Source organism: Rhodospirillales bacterium (assembly GCA_018666775.1).
Classification (GTDB): Bacteria; Pseudomonadota; Alphaproteobacteria; order SMXQ01; family SMXQ01; genus JABIXC01.
The window spans coordinates 292,006-315,182 of the sequence record JABIXC010000007.1 but is presented as its reverse complement, the minus strand read 5'-3'; the positions used below and the strand labels follow the sequence as shown (position 1 = coordinate 315,182).

Annotated in this window: 22 protein-coding genes and 1 pseudogene; 8 read left to right on the top strand and 15 right to left on the bottom strand. The window is 55.4% G+C overall.

Features of this window, described 5'->3' with window-relative positions:
• Nucleotides 1-46: 46 nt before the first annotated feature.
• The gene (gene gloB, locus HOJ08_03755) at nt 47-811 is read right to left on the bottom strand and encodes a hydroxyacylglutathione hydrolase (GenBank protein MBT5672554.1); all 765 of its coding nucleotides are present in this window, start codon (nt 809-811) and stop codon (nt 47-49) included.
• Between the two features lie 104 nt (nt 812-915).
• Between gloB and HOJ08_03750 the strand changes: the two genes are divergently transcribed.
• A complete protein-coding gene (locus HOJ08_03750) occupies nt 916-1,662 on the top strand; it encodes a methyltransferase domain-containing protein (protein ID MBT5672553.1) in 747 nt (248 codons plus the stop codon).
• Nucleotides 1,663-1,665: 3 nt separating this feature from the next.
• On the opposite strand, the gene metW is transcribed toward HOJ08_03750, so the two are convergent.
• A complete protein-coding gene (gene metW, locus HOJ08_03745; GenBank protein ID MBT5672552.1) occupies nt 1,666-2,286 on the bottom strand; it encodes a methionine biosynthesis protein MetW in 621 nt (206 codons plus the stop codon).
• A complete protein-coding gene (locus tag HOJ08_03740) occupies nt 2,283-3,473 on the bottom strand; it encodes a homoserine O-acetyltransferase (protein MBT5672551.1) in 1,191 nt (396 codons plus the stop codon). Before HOJ08_03740 ends, metW begins: the two co-directional genes overlap by 4 nt.
• A 217-nt stretch (nt 3,474-3,690) precedes the next feature.
• On the opposite strand from HOJ08_03740, the gene HOJ08_03735 reads away from it, so the two are divergent.
• Genes HOJ08_03735 through HOJ08_03725 form a run of 3 tightly spaced genes read left to right on the top strand, consistent with a single transcriptional unit; the run spans nt 3,691 to nt 6,582 of the window.
• The gene (locus HOJ08_03735; GenBank protein ID MBT5672550.1) at nt 3,691-4,560 is read left to right on the top strand and encodes a hypothetical protein; all 870 of its coding nucleotides are present in this window, start codon (nt 3,691-3,693) and stop codon (nt 4,558-4,560) included.
• The gene (locus tag HOJ08_03730) at nt 4,557-5,672 is read left to right on the top strand and encodes a histidinol-phosphate transaminase (GenBank protein MBT5672549.1); all 1,116 of its coding nucleotides are present in this window, start codon (nt 4,557-4,559) and stop codon (nt 5,670-5,672) included. Before HOJ08_03735 ends, HOJ08_03730 begins: the two co-directional genes overlap by 4 nt.
• Nucleotides 5,665-6,582, top strand: a complete 918-nt coding sequence (locus HOJ08_03725; protein ID MBT5672548.1) for a prephenate/arogenate dehydrogenase family protein — start codon at nt 5,665-5,667, stop codon at nt 6,580-6,582. Before HOJ08_03730 ends, HOJ08_03725 begins: the two co-directional genes overlap by 8 nt.
• Before the next feature lie 5 nt (nt 6,583-6,587).
• Here the strand turns inward: HOJ08_03725 and HOJ08_03720 are convergent, their stop codons facing one another.
• Nucleotides 6,588-7,664, bottom strand: coding sequence for a DUF2125 domain-containing protein (locus HOJ08_03720; protein MBT5672547.1), 1,077 nt, complete (start codon nt 7,662-7,664; stop codon nt 6,588-6,590).
• 125 nt (nt 7,665-7,789) lie between these two features.
• Between HOJ08_03720 and HOJ08_03715 the strand changes: the two genes are divergently transcribed.
• On the top strand, nt 7,790-8,341 hold the full coding sequence (locus HOJ08_03715; protein ID MBT5672546.1) for a gamma-glutamylcyclotransferase: 552 nt from the start codon (nt 7,790-7,792) through the stop codon (nt 8,339-8,341).
• A 10-nt stretch (nt 8,342-8,351) separates the two neighbouring features.
• Here the strand turns inward: HOJ08_03715 and HOJ08_03710 are convergent, their stop codons facing one another.
• The 5 genes from HOJ08_03710 to ftsE all read right to left on the bottom strand — a co-directional run bounded on the left by HOJ08_03710 (nt 8,352) and on the right by ftsE (nt 13,889).
• Nucleotides 8,352-10,679 carry an adenosylcobalamin-dependent ribonucleoside-diphosphate reductase gene (locus tag HOJ08_03710; GenBank protein ID MBT5672545.1) on the bottom strand — a complete coding sequence of 776 codons (2,328 nt, stop codon included), beginning with the start codon at nt 10,677-10,679 and terminating at the stop codon, nt 8,352-8,354.
• Between the two features lie 318 nt (nt 10,680-10,997).
• Nucleotides 10,998-11,726: a 1-acyl-sn-glycerol-3-phosphate acyltransferase gene (locus HOJ08_03705; protein ID MBT5672544.1), complete on the bottom strand. Its 729-nt coding sequence runs from the start codon at nt 11,724-11,726 to the stop codon at nt 10,998-11,000.
• Nucleotides 11,727-11,736: 10 nt separating this feature from the next.
• The gene (locus tag HOJ08_03700) at nt 11,737-12,357 is read right to left on the bottom strand and encodes a YdcF family protein (protein ID MBT5672543.1); all 621 of its coding nucleotides are present in this window, start codon (nt 12,355-12,357) and stop codon (nt 11,737-11,739) included.
• Complete coding sequence (locus tag HOJ08_03695; GenBank protein ID MBT5672542.1) at nt 12,354-13,229, bottom strand: cell division protein; 876 nt, start codon at nt 13,227-13,229, stop codon at nt 12,354-12,356. Before HOJ08_03695 ends, HOJ08_03700 begins: the two co-directional genes overlap by 4 nt.
• Nucleotides 13,230-13,889, bottom strand: coding sequence for a cell division ATP-binding protein FtsE (ftsE, locus tag HOJ08_03690; GenBank protein MBT5672541.1), 660 nt, complete (start codon nt 13,887-13,889; stop codon nt 13,230-13,232).
• A 215-nt stretch (nt 13,890-14,104) separates the two neighbouring features.
• On the opposite strand from ftsE, the pseudogene HOJ08_03685 reads away from it, so the two are divergent.
• Nucleotides 14,105-14,209, top strand: a pseudogene (locus HOJ08_03685) (hypothetical protein).
• A 633-nt stretch (nt 14,210-14,842) separates the two neighbouring features.
• Nucleotides 14,843-15,205, top strand: coding sequence for a response regulator (locus HOJ08_03680; GenBank protein MBT5672540.1), 363 nt, complete (start codon nt 14,843-14,845; stop codon nt 15,203-15,205).
• On the opposite strand, the gene HOJ08_03675 is transcribed toward HOJ08_03680, so the two are convergent.
• From HOJ08_03675 to argH, 4 genes are read right to left on the bottom strand one after another with little or no spacing between them, the layout of a single operon-like run.
• The gene (locus HOJ08_03675; protein MBT5672539.1) at nt 15,206-17,869 is read right to left on the bottom strand and encodes a TIGR02302 family protein; all 2,664 of its coding nucleotides are present in this window, start codon (nt 17,867-17,869) and stop codon (nt 15,206-15,208) included.
• A 47-nt stretch (nt 17,870-17,916) separates the two neighbouring features.
• Nucleotides 17,917-19,179: a diaminopimelate decarboxylase gene (gene lysA / locus HOJ08_03670; protein ID MBT5672538.1), complete on the bottom strand. Its 1,263-nt coding sequence runs from the start codon at nt 19,177-19,179 to the stop codon at nt 17,917-17,919.
• 21 nt (nt 19,180-19,200) lie between these two features.
• Nucleotides 19,201-19,374: a hypothetical protein gene (locus HOJ08_03665; protein ID MBT5672537.1), complete on the bottom strand. Its 174-nt coding sequence runs from the start codon at nt 19,372-19,374 to the stop codon at nt 19,201-19,203.
• A 47-nt stretch (nt 19,375-19,421) separates the two neighbouring features.
• A complete protein-coding gene (gene argH, locus HOJ08_03660; protein MBT5672536.1) occupies nt 19,422-20,852 on the bottom strand; it encodes an argininosuccinate lyase in 1,431 nt (476 codons plus the stop codon).
• 22 nt (nt 20,853-20,874) lie between these two features.
• On the opposite strand from argH, the gene HOJ08_03655 reads away from it, so the two are divergent.
• Entirely contained in the window at nt 20,875-21,477 is a 603-nt protein-coding gene (locus tag HOJ08_03655) for a TlpA family protein disulfide reductase (GenBank protein ID MBT5672535.1), read from the top strand.
• Here HOJ08_03655 and HOJ08_03650 read toward each other — a convergent pair.
• Nucleotides 21,474-22,424 (bottom strand): electron transfer flavoprotein subunit alpha/FixB family protein, encoded by a 951-nt coding sequence (locus tag HOJ08_03650; GenBank protein ID MBT5672534.1) that lies wholly within the window; start codon nt 22,422-22,424, stop codon nt 21,474-21,476. The two genes, HOJ08_03655 and HOJ08_03650, sit on opposite strands and share 4 nt — an antisense overlap.
• Complete coding sequence (locus HOJ08_03645; protein MBT5672533.1) at nt 22,424-23,173, bottom strand: electron transfer flavoprotein subunit beta/FixA family protein; 750 nt, start codon at nt 23,171-23,173, stop codon at nt 22,424-22,426. Before HOJ08_03645 ends, HOJ08_03650 begins: the two co-directional genes overlap by 1 nt.
• Nucleotides 23,174-23,177: the final 4 nt, after the last annotated feature.

Below are 23,177 nucleotides of genomic sequence, written 5' to 3'. Positions count from 1 at the left end.
GGGCGGTTGTTATTTGAAGGGCTTGATGCCCGATTATAAAGATAGATCAGAAATTATCTTTGCGCAGACGGGTTTGGGTAAACACGTCCAGGGCATCAGAATCGATCATGCCAACGGCCTTTTTAAGGGCAGGATTATCAGACCGGAGGAAGGGATTGGTCATGCGTTCATCGCCCAGCAAGGATGGGATGGTGGGAATGTCCTTGGCGCGCATGTCATCCACCTTTGCGGCCCGGGCCTGAAGGTCCTGATTGTCAGGCTCAATGGTCAGGGCAAACCGGGCATTGGCCTGGGTGTATTCGTGGGCGCAATAAATCTCTGCGTCATCGGGCAGGGTGGAAAATTTGGAAAGGGCCACCCACATTTGATCGGCGGTGCCCTCAGACAGGCGGCCACAGCCCATGGCAAACAGGGTGTCGCCGCAGAACAATGCCTTGGCATTGCCAAACCAATACATGATGTGGCCCAACGTGTGCCCGGTGACGTCAAAGACATCGGCCCGTTCATCACCCAGATCAAAGACATCGCCATCGCCCACGGCAATATCAATGCCGGGGATGCGGGCCTGATCCGCCACGGAGCCAACAACCGTGCAGCCAAACTTTTCTTTCACTTCCAGATTGCCGCCGGTGTGATCGCCGTGATGGTGGGTGTTTAGAATGTGGGTGGGGTGCAGCCCCAGTTCCATGCATTTAGAAATGACCGGTTCCGCATCTGCTGGATCAATGACAGCGACCGCATTGCTTGATGGTTCGCGCGCAATCCAGATGTAATTATCCGTGCGCACCGGAAGGCGGTGAATTTCAAGCATGACGGGCGAATCCTTTAATTCCTGATTTCAGGCCCGCGAAGATAGCATTCCCCGGGCAGATCGCCAATGCTGCTGTGCAGGCACACATGTGGTAATCTTGGCCTATGTGGACGGATGTTGTTGATCTCAGGGATTTTTATGCGTCAACCCTTGGCCGGGTGGCGGCGCGCGCGGTGCGGGGCTGTATTGGCGACCTTTGGCCCGATGTTGGGGGCATGCGCGTTTTGGGCCTTGGCTATGCGCTGCCTTATCTGCGGTTCAAATCAGAGCCTTCTGGTGCGCCCGAGCGGGTGATTGCCGCCATGCCAGCGGCGCAGGGGATTATTCATTGGCCAAAATCCGGGCCGAACCAGACGGTGTTGGTCGAGGAAGAAGAACTGCCCTTTGCCGATAATTCCATGGACCGGATCGTGTTGGTCCATGCGGTTGAAAATTCCGAACACTTGCGGCTTTTGTTGCGAGAGGTCTGGCGGGTCTTGACCGATTCTGGCCGCTTGATCGTGGTCGTGCCCAATCGCTCTGGCCTGTGGGCATTGTCGGAACGCACGCCCTTTGGCCATGGTCGTCCCTTTACGGCGACCCAACTTTCCAGGCTTTTGCGCGACAGCCTGTTTACCCCAACCAACAGTGTGCGCGCCCTGTTTGTGCCGCCAGTGCGATCGCGCATGGTGTTGGGTGGTGCCGGGGTATGGGAGAAAATTGGCAACCGATGGTTCCCGCAATTGGCAGGCTTGCATGTGATGGAAGCCGGAAAACAGATTTATGCCCCAAACCCCGTTGGTGCCCGTGCCCGCAGAGGCGTTGTCCCGGCCCCGGCCAATACCGGGATGCACAGGGATACACAGAGATAATTCTTAACCGATCAGGAAAACGGCCTGAATAGCGAACAGGTTGGCGAGGGGGCTGGTGGGGCTGGTTTCGCGGTGTGATCCCGATGCCCGGACAGAAAAACACCGCTCAATGGTGATGTTCATTTCATCGGCCAGCGCCACAAAATCCTTGATGGTGCAGGGGTGAATATTGGCCGTGTTATGCCAGCTTTCTTCACCGCCCTTGCCAAAGGGCACGCGCCCGCAAAAGGCAAAATTCATCCGGTTGCGCCAATAACCGCTGTTGGGAATGGCGATCACGGCATGGCGGCCAATGCGCAACAGGGTTTCCAGCATGGCTTTGGGATCATGGACGGCCTGGAGGGTTTGGCTTAGCACCACGCAGTCGAACGCGTCCGATGGGTAATCGCGAAGGTCGACTTCTGCATCGCCCTGAATGACGGACAATCCCTGATCAAGACAGACCGATACCCGGTCGCGGTTAATCTCAATGCCCCGGGCATCGGCACCACGGGTATGGCGCAGGTGATACAACAGCGCACCATCCCCACAGCCGACATCGAGAACCCGTGCCCCTGTGGGCACCAGAGAGGCGATCAACTGGTGGTCAACGCGGCTGGTTTTGATGGTATCAGGGGTGGTCATGACGGATCGGCCCTTCCCAACCCACGGTGTTCGGCGGCGCCATCCAGAAACCCTGTGATCACCCGGTGATAATCGGGGATATCCAGCAGGAAGGAATCATGGCCCTGATCGGTTTCAACCTCGACGAAGCTGACATTGGCCCCGACGGCATTCAGAAACTTGACGATGGCCCGGCTTTCCGATGTCGGGAACATCCAGTCGCTGGTAAAGCTGATGACGGCAAACCGAACGGATGTACCGGCAAAGACATTGGTCAGTACCCCATCACCTTCATCGGCCAGATCAAAATAATCCATGGCCCGGGTGATATAGAGATAGGAATTGGCATCGAAACGGTCGACGAAGGTAATGCCCTGGTGGCGCAAATAACTTTCGACCTGAAAATCGGCCTCAAACCCATAGGTCACGCGGTCGCGTTCTTGCAGGCTGCGCCCGAATTTACGGGTCAGTGCCGTTTCTGAAAGATAGGTGATATGCGCCCCCATGCGGGCGACGGAAAGCCCACGGTGGGGGACTTTGCCTTCTTCAAGATAGCGCCCCTGACACCAATCAGGATCGGCCATCACCGCCTGGCGACCCACTTCATGATAGGCAATGTTTTGCGCAGATGTGCGCGCAGCAGCGGCAATGGGGATGATCGAAAACACCTGTTCGGGGAACCGCGCGGCCCAAACCAGCGCCAGCATGCCGCCCATGGAACCACCGACGACCGAAAACAACTGATCAATCCCTAAATGATCAATCAAAAGCTTTTGCGTGTTGACCATGTCTCCGATGGTAATAACGGGAAAATCCAGCCCCCAGGGCTTGCCGGTTTCTGGATTGATGTCTTTGGGCCCGGTGGTGCCCATGCAGCCACCCAATACATTGGGGCAGATCAGAAAATAGCGTTCCGTATCCAAAGGCAGGCCCGGGCCAACCATGGTGTGCCACCAGCCCGGCTTGTCGTATGGGTTTATGCCGGTGACGTATTGGTCTCCGGTCAGCGCATGGCAAAGCAGGATGGCGTTTGATTTATCGGCATTCAGGGTGCCGTGGGTGGTGTAGGAAATGGTGATCGGGCCAAGGGTTGCACCGGAATCAAGGGCAAGCGGCGTGTCTTGCGCAAGGGTGACCGAAATCGCACTTGCGGCTGGTTGCGCAGAAGACGCGCCATTTTTTTTATCTTGGTCGTCTGTTTTCGCCATGTTTTGCCGGGGTTCGCCGTTTCCTGCCAGATTTTCCCATTTATGGGCTGACGGTCCACCTAAAAATATAGTCTGAAAGGACGTGATTGCTAAGGATGATCGGGGGTTCTGTCAACGTTTTCTTTGATTTTATAGGCTCTTGCCGCTAAAACTAGCGGCCTGTTTCCGGACCCCGCCGTGACCTATCCGGCGGGGTTAGGTATTTTGGATAAAGAAAATGAGCGATGAAAAACTGACCCTTGCGGACCTGCGCAGTGATGTTGACCGGCTAGACGATTCCTTGATCGAATTGCTGGCGTCTCGTGCGCGATTGGTTGCCGAAATCGGTTCCATCAAAGGGGCCGATGGCGGACCTGTGCTCCGGCCCGGGCGTGAAGCATCGCTTTTGCGCCGTCTTGTGGCCGAAGCCGGGCCAGAACTTGACGGGATGACCGTCGTTCGTATTTGGCGGGAAATTGTTTCTTCTGCCGTTCGTCAACAAGGCCCGTTTTCCGTGGCGATATCAGCACCCGAGGGTGAGCCCAGTTGCTGGGCACTGGCCCGGGCCCATTATGGCGCGGCAACGCCCATGACCGCCCATGGCGGGGCATCCCAGGTGATCAGTACGGTTGCACAGGAAAAAGCCACGGTCGGTGTGGTCCCGTTTCCGGGCCCCGACGAAGACAAACCGTGGTGGCCATGGATTATGGCTGAAGGCCAACCGCGCATTGTTGCCCGCCTGCCCGTGGCACCGGGGCTTGTGCCGCCGGAAGGCTGCGCTTCGGGGCTGGCACTGGCGTGCATGGCACCGGAACCTTCTGGTTCTGACAGCAGCTTTATCGCCGTGGAAACCGCGCGTACCTTAAGCCGGACCCGGGTTGCGAATGATTTTAAAAAATCCGGCTTTGATGTTCTGTTTTCTGCCACCGGCCCCCATGACGAAGCAGCAAAGCACGACTATTTTCTGATTGAGGTTGATGGATTTTTCAATGATGGCGCATCAGAACTTGATGCCCTTGTTGAAAACTTTGGCGATGACCTGTTCCACACCACGGTGATTGGTACGGCGGCATTGCCGCTTGCCCTTAAAAAAGGGCCGGGATCATGACCGGCAATGGACCCCTGATCCCATGTGCGGGCATTTTAGACATTGATGCCTATCAAGGCGGATTATCAGAAATCGAAGGCCGCGCCAACGTGATCAAGCTTTCGTCAAACGAAGGCGCCCTTGGCCCGTCGCCCAAGGCGCTGGAAGCCTATAGGGCTGCCGGGGAAAATGTTGCGCGCTATCCTGATGGTTCCGCTATGGCACTGCGTACCGCAATTGGGGCGCGCTTTGGCCTTGATCCCGCACGTATTGTTTGTGGCGCGGGTTCCGATGAAATTCTGGGGCTTTTGGCCCGGGGCTATGCCGGTGCCGGCGATGAGGTGATTTATTCCCAGCATGGGTTTTTGATGTACCCCATTGCCGCCAAAGCCGTTGGTGCAACGCCGGTCAAGGTTGCAGAAAAAAATCTCTGTGCCGATATCGAAGGCATGATCAAGGCTGCCCAAGACAAGACAAAGATCGTTTATCTTGCCAATCCCAATAATCCGACGGGCAGTGTTCTATCAGGCGATGAACTGCGCGCACTCCGCAAGGGGCTGCCATCACAGGTGCTTTTGGTGATTGATGCGGCTTACGCCGAATACGTCACCGATGATGCGTATGAAGCCGGTGCTGCTTTGGTCGATGAATTTGATAACGTCATCATGACCCGGACGTTTTCAAAGATTTTTGGCCTTGGCGGGTTGCGCCTTGGCTGGGCCTATGGGCCAGCCAAGGTGATTGATATCCTTAATCGCCTGCGCATGCCCTTTAATGTCTCCAGCATTGCACAAGCCACCGGCATCGCTGCGTTGGAAGACAAGGCCCACACCGACAAAGCCTGTGCTTTGAATTCAGAACTGCTGGCGTCCTTCTCTGCTGCTCTGCGTGATGGGGGAATAGAGGTGGTGCCGAGTGCCGGAAATTTTGTGCTAGCCCGCTTCCCCGGTGGCGTGGCGCAGGCAGAAGCGGCGGATGTTGCTTTGCAAGAAAATGATATTCTGGTGCGGCGCATGGGGGGCTATGGTTTGCCGGACAGTTTGCGCATTACCATTGGTCTTGGTGCGCAAATGGATAAAGTCGCCCGTGTGCTTGCGGATTTTATGAAGGGGGAGGGCCATAAAAATGGCTGATACGAAAAATTTTACCCCCGATTCGTTCCCTCCCGAACATTTTGGACGCGTTGCCATTATTGGCCTTGGCCTAATCGGGTCATCGCTGGCTCGTGGGCTAAAAGCGGCAGGCGCGGTGTCAGAAATTGTCGGTCATGCCCGCAGTGCAGCAACACGGGACAAGGCACTGGAATTGGGCTTTGTCGATCGCGTTGAAACGTTGCCCGAAGATGCGGCCAAAGATGCAGACATTGTGGTGATTGCGGCCCCGGTCGGGGTGACGGCAGATATCGTCAAGGCCATCGCTGCCAACCTGAAGCCCGGTGCCATTGTCACCGATGTTGGTTCGGTCAAAGAAGCAGTGGTCACGGCGTGCGCGCCCCATATTCCCGCTGGCGTTCATCTGGTGCCAGGACACCCGGTGGCGGGCACAGAAGAATCTGGTCCAGAATCAGGCTTTGCGGAATTATTTCAACAGCGCTGGTGCATCCTGACCCCGCCAGAGGGTACGGACGATGCGGCGGTTGCCCATATCAGCGATATGTGGCGTGCGGTGGGTTCCCAGGTGGATATCATGGCCCCCAATCACCATGACATGGTGTTGGCCATCACCTCTCATCTGCCCCATCTTATTGCCTTCACCATTGTTGGCACGGCGACGGAGCTTGAAAACCAGCTGCAAAAAGAAGTCATCAAATTCGCCGCTGGTGGGTTCCGGGATTTCACCCGGATCGCAGCTTCAGACCCGGTGATGTGGCGCGATATTTTTCTTGCCAACAAGGATGCGGTTCTGGAAATGCTGGGCCGGTTTGACGAAGACCTGACGGCCTTGCAACGGGCGATCCGGTATGGGGATGGCGATGCGCTGGAAGAAATGTTTGCGCGCACCCGCGACATTCGCCGCTCTATCGTCGATGCGGGCCAAGCCTAGGCCAATTACCACCTGATTTTCGGAATGCGGAACAATCTGGCCGGGCCAACATAAAGCGCGCGGTTCTGGATGGTCATGGGAATTCGGATCTCGACCGGTTTGTCCGGTGCGGGGCGTCGGGCCATCATGGTCAACACCAGTTTAATCCCCTCAGCTGATCGGGCCCGAATGACCCCGGCCGCGACAAGGGCATCGACGGTCTGTTCATGGCCTGTAATTCTGGCAGCAAGGGATGCTTCGGGTTGCAACCGGTCATCCAGTGAAAACGTACCCGATGCAGCCATCGTGGCAGGCCCCCATTCAAGATCGAGCTTCTTGATCTCCAAGGTGCCACCACCGCGACTCCAGCGTCCCAAACGGACCCGATCAATGGGCGTGGGCAGGCTGCCCAACACCATGATCTCAGTGCTTAGTTTCTTGATGCTGGGACTGAGGAACTTTCCAGCCGCTTTTGGAAGGGTGACATTGTCGATATCAAAAATAATCCCCGCAGACGGTTCGGTGGGGTCCTGATTTTGGGCCTTATAGTGAAATAATTGTATCCGGGCCTGATCGGCTGTGATGGTTTGTTTGGTGACGGCCTCCCTGATCTTCAGGATTTTAGGCGTGATCTGGAACATGTCCGGTGCGCCATTGGTGCCCCTGACTATTCGTCCGCTGGCATGGGTGGCGGTGATTTCAAGATCAAGCGGCATGCGGGCCGCATGGACCCGCACCCGATGCGTCCCGGCCAGGTCAAAGCGAATGTTTGAGGTTTGCCATGGGGCCAGTTGCGCGCGAATTTTTTCTGCCTGCCAGTCCCATGGTCCCCGGGGGCCACTTCCGGCAAGACGAATGCCTGTCAGGTGGACTTCGAAGGCTGTTGGAAACCCGGTAATTTTCATGGTCTTGGCACTGAAATGCCCACCATCGGCAGCCAAATCGGTGGCCATGGCGATGATATTTTCGCGCACCATTGTGGCGCCTGCAAACCATAAACCCGTTATGGTCGCGACCAGAAACAGGAACAGCGAAAATGCCCAAAGGGCGGCCCGGGAACAGAGGCGGTTTGTCCAAATAATGCGTGTTGTCGGCTCAATCATAGGGGACAGGCTTACATGTTGGTGACGTTGAGGGGAAGTTGCTAGATAAGTATGGCAGAAAAGTGGCTCAAGTCAGCGTCCCATGTCAGTATTGAGTCATTGTTAAAAGAAGTGTCGGAAACGTAATGGCAAAACGCGATATGTGGGTTTTTGGGTACGGGTCCTTGATGTGGGACCCGGGATTCCCATGGCTGGAACGCAAGCCAGCCATGTTGCGTGGCTATCATCGGGCGATGTGCATCTATTCCTATGTCTGGCGCGGCACTATGGCCAGGCCGGGGCTGGTGCTGGGGCTTGACCGGGGTGGCACGTGTCGGGGCATTGCATTTCGGGTGGCAGGCGATGTGTCGGCACTGGTGATCAAGCATCTGGACAAGCGCGAACGGGTGACAGAGGTCTATAAACGCCGCACCCTGCCAGTGACGCTGGAAACCCCAAAGGGGGGGCCAGCAGAGAAAAAACCGGTTCCCGCAGTTGCCTATATTGCAGACCGCCAACATGGCCAATATGCCGGAAAGCTGGCAGATGAAGATGCCGCGCGCTTAATCCGCCAAGGCCAAGGCCGGGGCGGGGCGAACATTCATTATCTGGAAAACACCGTGCAACACCTCGATGAATTGGGCATTCCCGATGGCCCCATCCACGAACTCTATCGCTATATTCGGGGTGGTTCCTAGACCAGAGTGTCTAGCCGCATTTAGAATGCCCACAGGAAACGCAGAGATCGCAGCCTTCTTGGCGGACCATGCTGGCTTCGCCGCATTTGGGGCACTGGGCAAGCATCAAGGGCTCACCGCCAACGACCTTTTGGGTTTTTTGTGCTTCAAGTTCCCGGACCTGTTTAGCGATGTCTTCTTTGCCCTGAATGAACCCGATATCGATCAGGTGGCTTTCGATGACATTGCCGATGGCGGCCAGCAGGGAGGGAACGTAATGCCCATCCATCCATTGCCCGCCGCGCGGGTCAAACACGGCTTTTAATTCTTCCACCACGAAAGAAACATCGCCACCGCGACGGAACACGGCAGAAATCATCCGGGTCAGGGCGACGGTCCAGGCGAAATGATCCATGTTTTTGGAATTGATGAAAATCTCAAACGGCCGCCTGCGCCCATCCTGAATGACATCATTAACGGTGATGTAAATGGCGTGGTTGGTTTCCGGCCATTTCAGTTTGTAGGTCTTGCCGGGCAATTCTTCGGGCCGGTCCAGGGGCTGGGTCATGTAAACGACACCAGATTCAAATTCATCGCCATGGCGCGCGGGTGGCGGATCAAGGGGCAATTCTTCCTGGGTGTCTTGTTCTGATGCCTCGTCCGTGGTTTCCAGAACGGCCCCGGTGATGTCGTTGGGTCGGTATGTGGTGCAGCCCTTGCACCCGGCTTCATAGGCCTGAATATAGACATCCTTGAACGTATCAAAATCAATTTCGGCCGGGACATTGATGGTTTTGGAAATGGAACTGTCGACGAATTTCTGAACCGTTGCCTGCATGACCACATGATCGGTGGGCGACAGGCGTTGGGCATCGACAAAATAATCGGGCAGTGGTGCGGTTTCCCCAAAGGTGCGCCGGTACAGGCGATAGGCGTAATCCGATACTTCTTCGCTGCGCCGTGAGCCATCGGGCTGCAAGACATTGCGGCGATAGGAAAAGGCAAACACCGGTTCCAGACCTGAAGAAATGTTATCGGCAAACAGCGATATGGTTCCTGTCGGTGCAATGGAGGTCAAAAGTGCGTTGCGGATGCCATGTTTGGCGATGGCGTCGCGCACGTCTTCATCCAGCCCCTGAATGGTTGCGCCGCTGAGATAGGCGTCTTGATCATAGCGTTCAAACGCGCCTTTCTCAGCTGCCAGTTCTGTTGATGCCAAATAGGCCGAGCGCTCAATCGCTTTCATCCACACCTTAGTCAAGGCGATGGCTTCTTTTGATCCATAGCGTGCCCGGCACATAATCAGGGCATCCCCAAGACCGGTAATGCCAAGACCCATGCGCCGTTTGGTGCGGGCTTCGGTTTCCTGGGCGGGCAGGGGAAAGCGGGAAACATCGATGGCGTTGTCCAGCATGCGCACCGCCATTGGCACGATTTCGCGCAGGCGGTCCAGATCAAGGCGGGCATCTACGGTAAACGGATCGCGGACCAGCCGGGCCAGATTGAAAGACCCCAAAAGACATGCACCATAAGGCGGCAGGGGTTGTTCCCCGCACGGGTTGGTGGCGCAGATTTCTTCGGCGTAATGCAGGTTGTTGGCCCGGTTGATGCGGTCGATGAAAATCACCCCGGGTTCGGCGTAGGCATAGGTGGCCTGCATGATTTTGTCCCAAAGATCACGGGCCGAAAGGGTGTTATAGGTGGTGCCGTCATAAACCAGATTCCATGGGGAATCGTTTTTGACGGCCTCCATGAAAGGATCGGTCACCAGCACGGACATGTTGAACATGCGCAGCCGGCCCGGTTCGCGTTTGGCTTCGATGAAGGCTTCGATGTCGGGATGATCGCATCGCATGGTGCCCATCATGGCACCCCGGCGTGAACCGGCACTCATGATGGTGCGGCACATGGAATCCCAAACATCCATGAATGACAGTGGCCCTGATGCATCGGCACCAACGCCCTTTACCGGCGCGCCCTTGGGCCGCAGGGTAGAAAAATCATAGCCGATGCCGCCGCCTTGTTGCATGGTCAGGGCGGCTTCTCTCAGGTGTTCAAAGATGCCGGACATGTCATCGGGGACGGTGCCCATGACAAAACAATTGAACAAAGTGACGCTGCGCCCGGTGCCGGCCCCGGCGATAACCCGGCCCGCTGGCAGGAATTCAAACCCGGATAAGGCATCGAAAAATTTTTCAGTCCATTTTTCTCTGGCTTCAATGGGCTCTGCTTCGGCCAGTGCCGATGCAATCCGGCGCCAGCTGTCATCGATGGTTTTGTCCACAGCAACGCCGCCCGCACCTTTGAGGCGGTATTTCATGTCCCAGATTTGCTGGGAAATGGCTGCGATTTCTGTCATGGCGTGCTCCAAATGCGCGGGTTAGCGTATAATTTTTTTCTTATCCCTGCCCCTGTTTTAACACAGGTAAATCTTAAATCACGTAACCCATTGTAATATAACAACAAATTAAAGGACGCCGACCAGTGGGGCACTTATTCTAGGGCGCATGGTTTAGGGCGTCAAGGAAATGTTCTCGTTATGTTTCCACAGGATCAACCCCGGCCAAGCCCTTGGCTTGATGGCAAAAATCAAAGTTATGCCCGGGTTTCACGGGCCAAATTCTGATTTTTATCCACAAAACAATCCACAACCCTCCAGCCTTGTATTGCCAGCTTGTTATTTTTGACGGGCGCTACTCGCTTCTTCTTCAAGGCGCGTGGTTGCGGTCTCGATGCGATCAGACAACACCTCAAGAAATGTTTTCCGATCGAGCCCAGGCGGAATGGGTTCAAGAAATTCGACCACGATGGTGCCGGGGTTTTTTTGAAAGGAACGGCGTCCCCAGAACATCCCGGAATTAAGTGCAACCGGCACCACGGGTGCGGATGCGCCAACATACAGTGCGGCAATCCCGGGTTGATAGGGAAGGTGTGTTCCGGGGGCTGTTCTTGTGCCTTGGGGAAAGACGACAACATTGCGGCCCAGTTTCAGGGCATCAAGGGTTTGGCGGATCATCGGTCGGATGGCACGCACGCCCTGGGATCGGTTGACCCAGATCATGCCCGCACGAATGGCAAACAAACCATAGAACGGCACAAACATCAGTTCGCGCTTGGAAACCACAGCGGGGTTTTTGAAATAGGCGGTCAGAAACAGGGTTTCCCAAGCCGATTGATGCTTGGACGCAAAAATTGCCGGGGTGTCGGGCATGTGTTCAAGGCCACGCAGTTCATACCGGATATTGGCGATGACGCGAAGCAGCCATACCACGGTCCATATCCACCAGGCACAGCCCCGCCGCATGGCGGGCGCCCCCATGAGCAGGATCGGCAGCATGGCAACGCCGACCAGTGTCGACCACACGAGAAAGACGATGTTGAACAGGATGGATCGGAACAGAATCATGAACCACGCCCTACCATAGGCGCATCAAGGCGACTAGATATTTTGTATATTCGTTAATCAAAAGCCGGAGCGTTCCCGGCCAGCGCCACCAGAATTTGGCCTTGAACCCGGTTGGAAAAATGGGGTGGGCAATAATCTGCACATGGGGCATCAGGCGACCAAATTCCAACAAGGATCGGCGCATGTGATAGCTGGCTGTGACCAGACGCAGCGATTGTATGCCTTCTTTTTTTGCCCAGCGCGCAGTCTCAGTGGCATTGCCCTTTGTATCATCGGCGGCATGGCCCAGCGTCATGCAACATTCCAGTTCAGGACCTTGTTGTTTTACCAAACGCAAAATCTGGGCGACATCCACCCCCCGGTAAACACCGGAAATAAACAGTTGTTTTGCGCGCTTGCGGGCCAAAAGGTCAATGCCGGCACTTAACCGTCCGGGGCTGCCCGTCAACACCACGACAGCATCTGTCATATCTGTTTCAGGGGCGGCGTTCTGGGCAGGCAGGGTTTCTGCGAACCAGATCAGCCCCGCTGCCCAGAGTAAAATGGAGGTCAGCACAAATGCCAACCAGCCGCCCAGGGTTCGCCGATGTTTCACAAGGATGGGTTCATCTGTTGGCTCTTTTGTGTTCATGGCATTTTTCGGAGTTCGGCCAAAACGGTGAACCGTGCGGTGATCACGCCAACCAGCGTAATGCCCAGAGGCACCGAAATGAGAACCAGCCATTGATTAAGATTAAGGGCAATGGTGGGCAGGAAGCCGCCCCCAAAAGCATTGGCGAACTGGGTGAGGGCGATCACGGTGGCCGCGGTCAGGATAAAGCCGATCAAGCCCCCCTTCAGCCCCAATTCCATCGCCTGGCCCTGAAATTGGCGGGCAATATAATTATCGACGGCCCCGATCAGGTGTAAAAGTTCAATGCCGGGATAATGAATGGCCAGCCCTGTTCGGGTGATAAAGATCACCATGGAAATCGCAGACAAGGTCACAAGCACGACAATGATCAAGGCAATCAGCTTGACGGAGCGGGCAAGGGAAATGATGCGCTCAAGCGATTTTCTGTGATCATCGACCACCGTGCCAGGCACAGCATTGCCAAGAACGATGCCCAACCCTTCCATGTTGGGCGGCGCGTTTGTGCGGATGCGAACATCAATTAACCGGGGCAGGGGCAGGTCTTTGGCAAAGGCCCCTTTCCCCAGCCAGGGTTCAAGCATGGCCCGGGCTTCACTGGTTTTAATAACCCGTGTTGATAAAATGCCCGGGGTCTGTGCCAGAATAGCGCGGACATTTTTTATGGCTTGATCAGATTTTCCGATTACGGGCGGCAGCTGGATCGTCACGGTGCCGGTCAAGCCTTTGTCCCAACGGTCCACCGCAGATGTCAGCCCCATCATCCCGGCCAGCGCCATGCCTGCCAGAAAAACGATCATGGCCAAAAGCCACGGCAAAAAGCGTCGCGCAGGGTCGGCATCCAGAGCAAGATCGTTGCGTTGCCACAGCATTCAAGTGACCCTTTTCAATTCGCCGGCTTCAAGAACAAGGCGGGTATGATCAAAGCTGTTGATCAGGGTTTCATTATGGGTGGCGATCATCACGGTCGTTCCCAGGCGGTTAAGTTCTTCAAACAGGTGCAACAACCGCATGGCGATGGCATCATCCACATTGCCCGTGGGTTCATCGGCAATCAGAAGCTGGGGCCTTGTTACAACGGCCCTTGCAATGGCCACACGCTGTTTTTCACCCCCAGATAAGGTGGAGGGCAGGGCATCAATACAGTTTTCAAGGCCTACCCAGGAAAGAAGTTCTGCCGCATGTTCACGCATGCGCACGGCCTTGGCCCCGGCCACTTTGAGGGGCAGGGAAACGTTCTCCAGAACAGTAAGGTGCTCTAAAAGGCGAAAATCCTGAAACACAACGCCAATTTTACGCCGCAGTGCCGGGATATCCTTACGCTGACAGGTGCTCAGATCCTGGCCAAACAGGGTGATCATCCCTCTGGATGGCCGGGTTGCCAGATAAATCAGCTTCAGCAAGGATGATTTCCCGGCCCCCGATGCACCGCTCAGGAAATGAAATGATCCGGGCTTTAGCTCAAAGCTGATGTCATGGAGGACTTCATCGCCAAGACCGTAACGCATCCCGACATTTACGAAACGAATCATTTTGTGCCTCTGACTACCTTTATTTCGTCATTTTTTTTATTTATACACCCTGTAATACAAAGATGGCGCTAAATTGCCATTCGGGTCATTTTAAAATTCTGCTAGAATTGTCAGTGGAATGACAGTGGCGGACCTTTCGCTGACTTGCACCGACTTGCTTTGGCCACATCAAGTAACTATAAGTTTTGTTCGCGTATGCGGGGATATTATCAACCATGATCATCACTTGCCCATCCTGTGCCACTCGATACCAAGTGGACCCGGCAAAATTTGGGGCCGCAGGGCGCCGGGTGCGGTGTTCGAGCTGCAGCAATGTCTGGAGCGAAGAGCCTGCGGACGATTTGCCTCGGGCAATTGACCCTTTTGAGGCCTCCCTTGATGATCCCTCTGGCGATCCCTTGTTGGATGCCCCTGGTGGCGCGCCGGGCCATGTGCCGGGTGCAGCCATGGCACAACGCCTTGAAGCGGCCCGTAAGGCGAATGAGCGCGCGTCTGCCCTTGATGTCAAACGGCCCGTTAATCGCCTTGGTTGGGGCATTCTGATCACAATCGTTGCCGGTGTCATTATTGGCGGCGTGCTGGCCCGGGATGCCATTGTGCGGGCATGGCACCCATCTCAGCGTCTTTATGCAGCCGTTGGGTATGCAATGCCGAAACCGGGCGAAGGGCTTCGGATTAAGATCACCGGGCACAGCCGTATAGTCGAGGGCCAAAAGACGGTTCTTGTTATTAAGGGCGAAATTTTTAACGCGTCAAAAACGGTGCGTGATGTTCCACGATTGCGTGCATCCCTTCGGGACGATCAGGCCAAGGAGCTGGCAGGCTGGACGTTTGCAACGGCGCAATCGCGGCTTCTTCCGGGTGAGCGGGCGCCGTTTGTTTCCCGAAAAGAAAACCCCCCCGTTAAGGCCAGCGCCCTTAACATTGATTTCACCAAAGACAAGAAATAAGCCATGGCAAAAATTCTTGTTGCCGAAGATGAACCCGCCGTTCGCGAATTTGTTAGCCGGGCCCTGACCCATGAAGGTCACGAGGTTCGGGGTGTCGAAGATGGTCTTCAGGCCTTGGCGGTCTTGGATGAAGAAGAATTTGATCTTTTGCTGACCGACATCGTTATGCCGGGCATGGACGGGATTGCCCTTGCCTTGAAGGTATCAAGTGACAAACCGGATTTGCCGATCCTGATGATGTCGGGATATGCAGCAGAACGCCAGCGGGCCCACAATCTTGAAATGATCATTCACAAAATCATCGCGAAGCCTTTTACGCTTAATGAAATTGTGAATGCGGTCAATGGGCTTCTTAAGAAAGACTAGCTAGAAACGCTTGAGAAGCCGTTCCAGATATTCCATTTCTGCATCGGGTCGACCAATTTCCCCTGCGCGGCGGCGTAGTTCTTCAAGAATTTCCCTTGCCCGTTGGGTATCGGATATGCCGGGGATTTCTACATCATCCCCCGCAGACATGCCGGCATTGGGCATGGGTCTTCCCAGCGGGTCATGGCTAAACGGCATGTTGCCCCCCCGTTGCGAAAAACCCCGCCCTCGTCCTCGGCCCCGCCCTTGTCCGCGTCCTCGTCCACGACCCTTTCCAAATTGGCGCATCAATTGCTGGGCCATCTCGCCAAGCCCTTTGCGCATATTCTCAAGGGCGCGGCCCTGTGGCGGCACGGCTTGGCCCGGCTTGTTCTTGCGCAAGGCTTCCAGGGCTTCGCGCATGGATAGTTCCGCATCCCCAAGGGAGCGGGGTATTTTGCGGGTCATTTCCCCGAATTTACGTAACAGTTTCCCCAATTGATCGCGCAAACGGTCTTGGCGTTTGGCACCATTGTTGGCCGACGGCGGTTTGCCTTTGCGCGATTGGCGGTGGGTTTCATCCATCAATTCTTGCTGGCGTTTCATCATGTCTTGTAATTCGCGCAGCATCTTCCAGGCTTTGCCTTGCTTGCCGCCACGGCCTTGGGCAAATTTCCCGGAACGCAAATTTTCCAGCATTTTGCGCAGCATGGACAACAATTGGCGCGCCGCATCCAGATTGCCCGTCATCGCCAGTTCTTTTGCCCGGTCCAAAAGCCGTTGCAGATCACGCGGCGTCAGGCTTTGGGCGTTGGGGTTGTTAAAGGGTTGCGCCATGTTGGGCAGGTTCTTCATGCCCTTCATCATTTCCTTCAGAAATTCGGCCATGGCTTGTTGCAATTCGCGCATCAGCTTTTGAATTTCGGCATTCCCAGCCTTCTTTTTCAGGGCCTCCATCAATTTTTTCTGAATTTCACGCAACCGTCGTTCGGCCATAGACAGTTTGCCATCTTCAAGGTGCAGGGCCGTGTCCCACATCAGTTTCTGAATTTCAGACAGGACAGCCAGCCCGGGGTCATAGACCAGCGTGCGGGCCATGGACTGGATGGCAAGAAAGGTTACCGTGTCATCTCCGAACGAGCCCGGAATGGTGGCAAGGTTGATCAATTCATCGACCACATCTTCGCGGGATCGTGGATCAAAGATCAGCCGTTTGCGCAACAAGACCAGTGCACGGGCCACAGGATGGCGGAAGTAACGTTCCGGCAAGACGGTTGTTAATGAATCAGTGGCGCCGGGTTGATTGGCCCCATCGCGGGCAATGATTTGCAGGGAAACCTCTAATCCAGCCCAGGGATGCGCCGTCAGGTCGTGGAAACTGGTTTCTGAAATGGCCCGTGCATTGCTGGCAAGGGTCAGCGCCAGTTCATGGGGTGCATTGAGTTTTTTAAGGGCCGCTTCGGTTTCTGGATCGATTGTTTCAGGTTCAGGCTTTTGGTCTTTCCCGTCTTTATTTGTGTCTTTATTTGTGTCTTCATCTTTTTCCAATCCGATGCGCAATCGGCGGATGTAAAGTTTTGCTTTGGCAATGCCGTAATCATCGGACCCTTCGATCTTGATGCTCAGCGCCCCTCGACCAGATTGGCCCGGGTCATCGGCAAACCGGATAATGGGGCTTTGGTCTGGAATAATCCGAACGGGCCAACTGGCAATTTCGCTTCCACCCTGGCGGATGGTCAGGCGGGTCTTGTCGGCGCGATTGCCCGGTGCAATTTTGCGCGTGACCTTATAAGTGCCATCGGCCACGGGTTTGAAAAGCGCATCGATCGTCCCCAGAACAATCCGGGGCGTGCCCCAGCCCCCTGCAAGCTGGGCCAGAATGGTTGATCCTTCTGGAATGGAGACCCTCTGTGGGCCGCCCTTGGTAGAAAAGGCATCTTTCTGAGACCCACCGGAAATCAGCAATGGTGCCGGCTTTGATTTTTTCCGCACATCCGGTTTTTGCTTTCCGGCATTTAAAAAAATTGGGGCAAGACGGGTGTGGGCGGGAGGCGTGATCCAAATATCGACCACCGCAGGCCCGTTTAATGCGCTGCCAACACCCGGCATCAAGGCCCGGGCAATGCGGTTGAACCCATCGCCCCAGGCGATGGTGATGCCAATGATCAAAAGCACCAGCAATGCACCGCGCAATGCCAGCGGATCATGATGGGCCAGCTTAGGCGAGGGCAAGCCAACGCGGAGCCCCCTGATTTTTTCGATGGTCCTCAACCGGTGCAATTGCCACAGGGCACGAGATTGGGGATCGTTTTTGCCCGTGGCCAATTGGTCGCGGAGCATGGAAAGGGGCCGGTGGATCAGACCACTTTTGGATTCAATGCGCCGCCTAGCCGCGGTGACACCGGGCAGGGCGAGGCTTTTGATTCCAAGATAGAGGGCATATAAAATTCCGATCACGATTGCTGCCAAAACAAAGCCATGCAACCAGATGGGCAGTTCGGGCAGGATATCGAAAAAGGCCAGCGTCAGAAAAACCCCACCAAGGCCCGTAGCGGGCCACAAGGCAGGCCATGCCCGTTCCCACATCAACGACAAACGGGCCAACAGCAATTGCCGCCCTAAATTTGGCCCGGGATTACTGGACGTATTTTCAGGTTTGTCGGCTGCTTTCGTTTCACTGCTCATGGACTACAGCGCCTCGTTGTCAGGGCCTACAGGGCTTGGGACTTCGCTCAGTCCTCAAGCCATGGGGGTATCGTATCACAACCCAGCAAGTCTTCTATGGTTTGGCGAGCCCGGATGACACAATAATCATCGCCGTTCACCAGAACTTCTGCCACCAATGGTCTGGAATTATAGGTCGATGCCATGGCAGCGCCATAGGCACCGGCGGAGCGGATGGCGATCAGGTCGTCTGATCCTAGCACGGCCATGGGGCGGTCTTTTGCAAAAATATCACCGGTTTCACAAATTGGCCCAACAATATCAACGGGTTCCAAGATCCCCGATGCGTTCTCTTTCACAGAATCAATGGTGTGCCAGGCATCATAAAGGGCTGGGCGCATGAGATCGTTCATGGCCGCATCAATGACAACAAAGGTCTTTTCACCGCCTTTTTTCACGTACAACACCCGTGAAAGCAGGATTCCTGCATTGCCGGCGATTAAACGGCCCGGCTCCAACACAATTTCCACCCCTAGATGCCCGGTCTTTTCCTTGACCATGGCGGCGTATGCGTCAGGGGTTGGCGGAACCTCATCGCGGTAAGGAATGCCAAGGCCACCGCCCAGATCAAGGCGGCGAATGGTGTGACCATCGCTGCGCAAATCTTCGACCAATTCGGCTACCAGCGCGAAGGCTTCACCAAAGGGAGTCAGGTCCAGCAACTGAGAACCAATGTGGACGGCAACCCCAACCACGTCGATGCCGGGAAGGGCGGCGGCACGGCCATAAACCTCGCGGCTTCGCGTAAGGTCGATGCCGAATTTGTTTTCCTTGCGCCCGGTGGTAATTTTTTCATGGGTCTTCGCATCGACATCGGGATTAACCCGAAGGGCGATGGGGGCTGTTTTGCCCAGATCAGACGCCACAGTAGAAATCAGTTCCAGCTCGGGCTCTGATTCAACATTAATTTGGCCAACGCCTGCTTCCAATGCCAGCGATATTTCCCGCCGTGATTTTCCAACGCCAGAAAAAACAATTTTTTCAGGGGCAACCCCGGCGGCCAGTGCGCGGCGCAGTTCCCCTTCGGACAACACGTCTGCACCGGCGCCAAGACGGGCCAGCGTGGTGATCACTGCCTGATTGGAATTGGCTTTGACCGCGTAACAGATGGTTGCATTTTGATCTTTAAAGGCCCCGGCAAACGTATTGTAGTGATGGCTTAGGGTCTTTGTGGAATAGACATAGACCGGCGTGCCCACTTCTTCGGCAATGCGGGAAAGGGGGACGTCTTCGGCATGCAGGTGGCCGTTTATGGTCGTAAAATGGTCCATTCAGAAAGTTCCCATAAGGGATTAATAGGATGAGGGCGAGGGATAGGTTCGGGGATAATGACTTTTTTCGTCATCAGGCGGCACCGGGGGACCACGCTTGCCGCATGCTGCAAGCGGCAGGCTTAAGGCAAGGGCCAGCAACACCATGGCAAGATGCTTGAAGGCGGATGCTTTATCCCAGCGGTTGATGGTCATCTTTTTCATCCCGTAAACACAAAAATCTTGCCTGTAATTCTGTAACCCTAACGGCGTTTGGTGGGTTTGAGAAACCGTTTTATGGCATCCTTGATGGCACCGCGTACCCGCACCGGGGCGGTCCCCCCAAAGCTTTTGCGACTTGCCACCGATTGTTTTGCCCCTAAAACCTTGAACACAGCCTTGGTGATTTTAGGCTCAATTTTCTGCATATCGACGAGTGCGAGCGCATCCAGCTTGACGCCTTTTTCTTCGGCCATCCGCACGATCCGCCCCGATACCCCATGGGCAACCCGAAAGGTCAGCCCGGCCTCATACACCAGCCAGTCGGCCAGATCCGTTGCTGTGGCATAGGCCCCATCAGCGGCGGCGGCCATGGATTCCTTATTAACGGTCATGTCAGCGACCATGCCAGCCATGACCTCCAGCGTCAGGCTCAATGTATCGGCGGCTTCGAACACCGGTTCCTTGTCTTCCTGCATGTCCTTGGAATAGGCCAGCGGCAGGCCTTTCATGACCATGGCCAGCGCCATCAGCGCGCCCATGATCCGGCCCGTCTTTGCCCGCACCAGTTCTGCCCCGTCGGGGTTGCGTTTCTGGGGCATGATGGAAGACCCGGTGGAAAAGGCATCGGACAGCACAACAAAATTGAATCTCTCTGTTGACCAGATCACCATTTCTTCGGCCAATCTGGAAAGATGGCCCGCACTGATGGCAGCGGCGGCCAGAAACTCCAACGCAAAATCCCGATCCGATACCGCATCAAGGGAATTGGCCATGGGCCGATCAAACCCCAATGCCTTTGCCGTGGCGCGCCGATCAATGGGATAGGATGTGCCCGCCAACGCCGCCGCACCCAATGGGCTTTCATTCATGCGTGCGCGCGCATCCCGCATCCGGGACCGGTCGCGGCCAAACATTTCAACGTAAGCCATCAGGTGATGGCCAAAGGTCACGGGCTGGGCCGTTTGCAAATGGGTAAAGCCCGGCATTAACGTCGCCGAATGTTCGCCCGCCCGCGCAATGAGCGCTGCTTGCAGGGCTTCCAGCCGTTCATCAATGCCATCCATGGCATCGCGAACCCATAACCTGAAATCCGTTGCCACCTGATCGTTGCGCGACCGTGCCGTGTGCAGCCGTCCGCCGCTTTCACCAATTAATTTGGTCAGCCGGGATTCCACATTCATGTGAATGTCTTCAAGGGCTGCCGAAAATTTGAACCGGCCCGTGTCTATTTCTTTCCATACTTGATCCAGACCTTTGAGAATGGCACGGCCATCCTTTGGGGGAATGATCTTTTGATCCACCAGCATGCGGCAATGGGCGCGAGACGCAGCAATGTCTTGGGCGGCCATTCGTTGGTCAAACCCTATAGACGCGTTGATGCGTTCCATCGCTTCGGCAGGGCCGCTTTTAAAGCGCCCGCCCCAAAGACTATTGGCAGATTTTTTCTGCCTGCTATTCTTACCCTTCGCCATCACACAACCTTTGATTCAAAACATGCCTTCTTCAGACCTTAAACCACAAAACACAGCGACACGCTTCTTTGTTCTGGCCCTTATGATTGCCGCAACGGTTGTCGGCATAGTCACGGCACCCCGGGAAAAGTCTGTCTCCGGGGTAGGGCTTGATTTGAAGATAACAGGGGCAATACAACACTTCCGCCGGTTGGAACACCCCAAGATTCCCCCAAAGGCAACTTTTGTCGATGACCAAGGCGCCCAAAAAACCCTGAAGGATATGCGCGGAAAGGTGGTTTTGGTGAATTTTTGGGCTACATGGTGTGCGCCGTGCGTGCGGGAAATGCCTGCACTGGATGCGTTGCAAAAACGCCTTGGCGGCCAGCACTTTGACGTTTTGGCAATCAGCTCAGACCGCGCAGGGGCTTTGGCTATCCGTCAATTTTATAAAAAAACCGGTGTTAGCGCCTTAAAAATCTATCTTGATCCCGGAGCCCGCATGCAGCGCAAATTTGGGGCAAACAGCCTGCCAACATCGGTGTTGATCGATCGATCGGGCCGCATGGTCGGCCATGTGGTTGGCCCCGCAGAATGGGCAGCCCCCGAATCGATTGCCTTGATCCGGTATTTTATGGCCCGCTAGGCCTTTGCTGCCTCAAGGGCCGCTTTTAACTGGGGTAAAATATCAAACAGATCACCGACAATGCCATAATCGGCCACCTGAAAAATGGGGGCTTCTTCATCCTTGTTGATGGCAACGATGATTTTGCTGTCTTTCATTCCGGCCAGATGCTGGATGGCCCCTGAAATGCCAACGGCAATATAAAGCTCTGGCGCGACGATCTTGCCGGTTTGGCCGACCTGAAAATCATTGGGCACAAAGCCCGCATCCACGGCAGCCCGCGATGCCCCGATGGCAGCACCCAACAGATCAGCAATTTCTTCCAGCTGGGAAAAATTATCGCCGCTTTGCATGCCCCGCCCACCGGAAATAATAATTTTGGCCGATGTTAATTCCGGGCGTTCACTTTTTGAAAGTTCCGCACCGGTAAAGCTGGAAAGGCCCGTATCACTGCCCGGTGCCAGATCTTCGATTGCACAGGCGTCACTTTGCGGGTCGGCTTTTTCAAACGCTGTGGCACGCACGGTGATGACCTTGATGGCATCCGATGATTTAACGGTCATCAGCGCATTGCCCGCATAGATGGGGCGAACAAAAGTATCCGCATCCACCACGGTGGATATTTCAGAAATTTGCTGGCTGTCGATCAGGGCCGCCAAACGGGGCGCTATATTTTTGCCGAAGGTGGTGGCCGGAAATGCGATGTGGCTGTAATCGCCAGACAATGTTTGCAACAATGCAGCCAGATTTTCAGCCAAGCCATGGGCATAAAGCGGGCTTTCAGATATCAAAACCCGCGCCACACCTGAAATTTTTGCGGCGTCCTCTGCTGCCCCCCGGCAATTTTCACCGGCGATTAAAACAGTAACGTCACTGCCGCCCGCCATCAATTGGGCAGCGGTAATGGTCGAAAGGGTGGCGGGTGCCACGTCTTGATTGCTGGGTTCTGCAATCACAAGAACAGCCATTAGATCACCCCCGCTTCGTTAATCAGCTTGTCCACCAGTTCTTCCGCTGTGTCCACCTTGATGCCGCCTGCGCGCGCACTGGGCTCTTCAACGGATAAAACGGTCAGCCTTGGGCTGATGTCGACGCCCAGTTCATCGGGGGTGACAGGATCGATGGCTTTTTTCTTGGCCTTCATAATATTAGGCAGCGATGCATAACGGGGTTCATTCAGGCGCAAATCGGTGGTGATGACACATGGCATCTTGATCGCAATGGTTTCCAGCCCGCCATCCACTTCGCGGGTGACGGTGGCAGTGTCGCCATCGATGGCAAGCTTCGATGCAAAGGTGCCCTGGGACCAGCCCATCAATGCCGCCAGCATTTGGCCGGTTTGGTTGCAATCATCATCAATGGCTTGCTTGCCCAAAAGGATCAGGCCGGGTTCTTCGCGTTTGGCAACTGTGGCCAGTAATTTGGCGACGGCCAGCGGTTCAAGAACCGCATCGGTCTGAATGTGAATGGCACGGTCTGCGCCCATGGCAAGGCCGGTGCGCAGGCTTTCGCCTACCTGGGCGGGGCCGGCGGATACCAGAACAATTTCCGATGCCGTTCCCGCTTCGACCAGACGAACGGCCTCTTCGATGGCAATTTCGCAAAACGGGTTCATGGCCATTTTGACATTGGCGGTTTCAACACCGGTGCCATCGGTACGGACCCGCACTTTGACATTGGCATCAATCACGCGTTTGACCGCGACGAGAACTTTCATAAAA

Bases quoted from the DNA above. Each gene is read 5' to 3' on its own strand.
- gloB (MBT5672554.1), bottom strand. From the start codon at position 811: ATGCTTGAAATTCACCGCCTTCCGGTGCGCACGGATAATTACATCTGG.
- HOJ08_03720 (MBT5672547.1), bottom strand. From the start codon at position 7,664: ATGATTGAGCCGACAACACGCATTATTTGGACAAACCGCCTCTGTTCC.
- HOJ08_03705 (MBT5672544.1), bottom strand. From the start codon at position 11,726: ATGATTCTGTTCCGATCCATCCTGTTCAACATCGTCTTTCTCGTGTGG.
- HOJ08_03725 (MBT5672548.1), top strand. From the start codon at position 5,665: ATGGCTGATACGAAAAATTTTACCCCCGATTCGTTCCCTCCCGAACAT.
- HOJ08_03710 (MBT5672545.1), bottom strand. From the start codon at position 10,679: ATGACAGAAATCGCAGCCATTTCCCAGCAAATCTGGGACATGAAATAC.
- HOJ08_03645 (MBT5672533.1), bottom strand. From the start codon at position 23,173: ATGAAAGTTCTCGTCGCGGTCAAACGCGTGATTGATGCCAATGTCAAA.
- HOJ08_03715 (MBT5672546.1), top strand. From the start codon at position 7,790: ATGGCAAAACGCGATATGTGGGTTTTTGGGTACGGGTCCTTGATGTGG.
- ftsE (MBT5672541.1), bottom strand. From the start codon at position 13,889: ATGATTCGTTTCGTAAATGTCGGGATGCGTTACGGTCTTGGCGATGAA.
- HOJ08_03750 (MBT5672553.1), top strand. From the start codon at position 916: ATGTGGACGGATGTTGTTGATCTCAGGGATTTTTATGCGTCAACCCTT.
- HOJ08_03680 (MBT5672540.1), top strand. From the start codon at position 14,843: ATGGCAAAAATTCTTGTTGCCGAAGATGAACCCGCCGTTCGCGAATTT.
- HOJ08_03700 (MBT5672543.1), bottom strand. From the start codon at position 12,357: ATGAACACAAAAGAGCCAACAGATGAACCCATCCTTGTGAAACATCGG.
- HOJ08_03740 (MBT5672551.1), bottom strand. From the start codon at position 3,473: ATGGCGAAAACAGACGACCAAGATAAAAAAAATGGCGCGTCTTCTGCG.
- HOJ08_03675 (MBT5672539.1), bottom strand. From the start codon at position 17,869: ATGAGCAGTGAAACGAAAGCAGCCGACAAACCTGAAAATACGTCCAGT.
- HOJ08_03655 (MBT5672535.1), top strand. From the start codon at position 20,875: ATGCCTTCTTCAGACCTTAAACCACAAAACACAGCGACACGCTTCTTT.
- metW (MBT5672552.1), bottom strand. From the start codon at position 2,286: ATGACCACCCCTGATACCATCAAAACCAGCCGCGTTGACCACCAGTTG.
- HOJ08_03665 (MBT5672537.1), bottom strand. From the start codon at position 19,374: ATGACCATCAACCGCTGGGATAAAGCATCCGCCTTCAAGCATCTTGCC.
- lysA (MBT5672538.1), bottom strand. From the start codon at position 19,179: ATGGACCATTTTACGACCATAAACGGCCACCTGCATGCCGAAGACGTC.
- HOJ08_03650 (MBT5672534.1), bottom strand. From the start codon at position 22,424: ATGGCTGTTCTTGTGATTGCAGAACCCAGCAATCAAGACGTGGCACCC.
- HOJ08_03695 (MBT5672542.1), bottom strand. From the start codon at position 13,229: ATGCTGTGGCAACGCAACGATCTTGCTCTGGATGCCGACCCTGCGCGA.
- argH (MBT5672536.1), bottom strand. From the start codon at position 20,852: ATGGCGAAGGGTAAGAATAGCAGGCAGAAAAAATCTGCCAATAGTCTT.
- HOJ08_03730 (MBT5672549.1), top strand. From the start codon at position 4,557: ATGACCGGCAATGGACCCCTGATCCCATGTGCGGGCATTTTAGACATT.
- HOJ08_03735 (MBT5672550.1), top strand. From the start codon at position 3,691: ATGAGCGATGAAAAACTGACCCTTGCGGACCTGCGCAGTGATGTTGAC.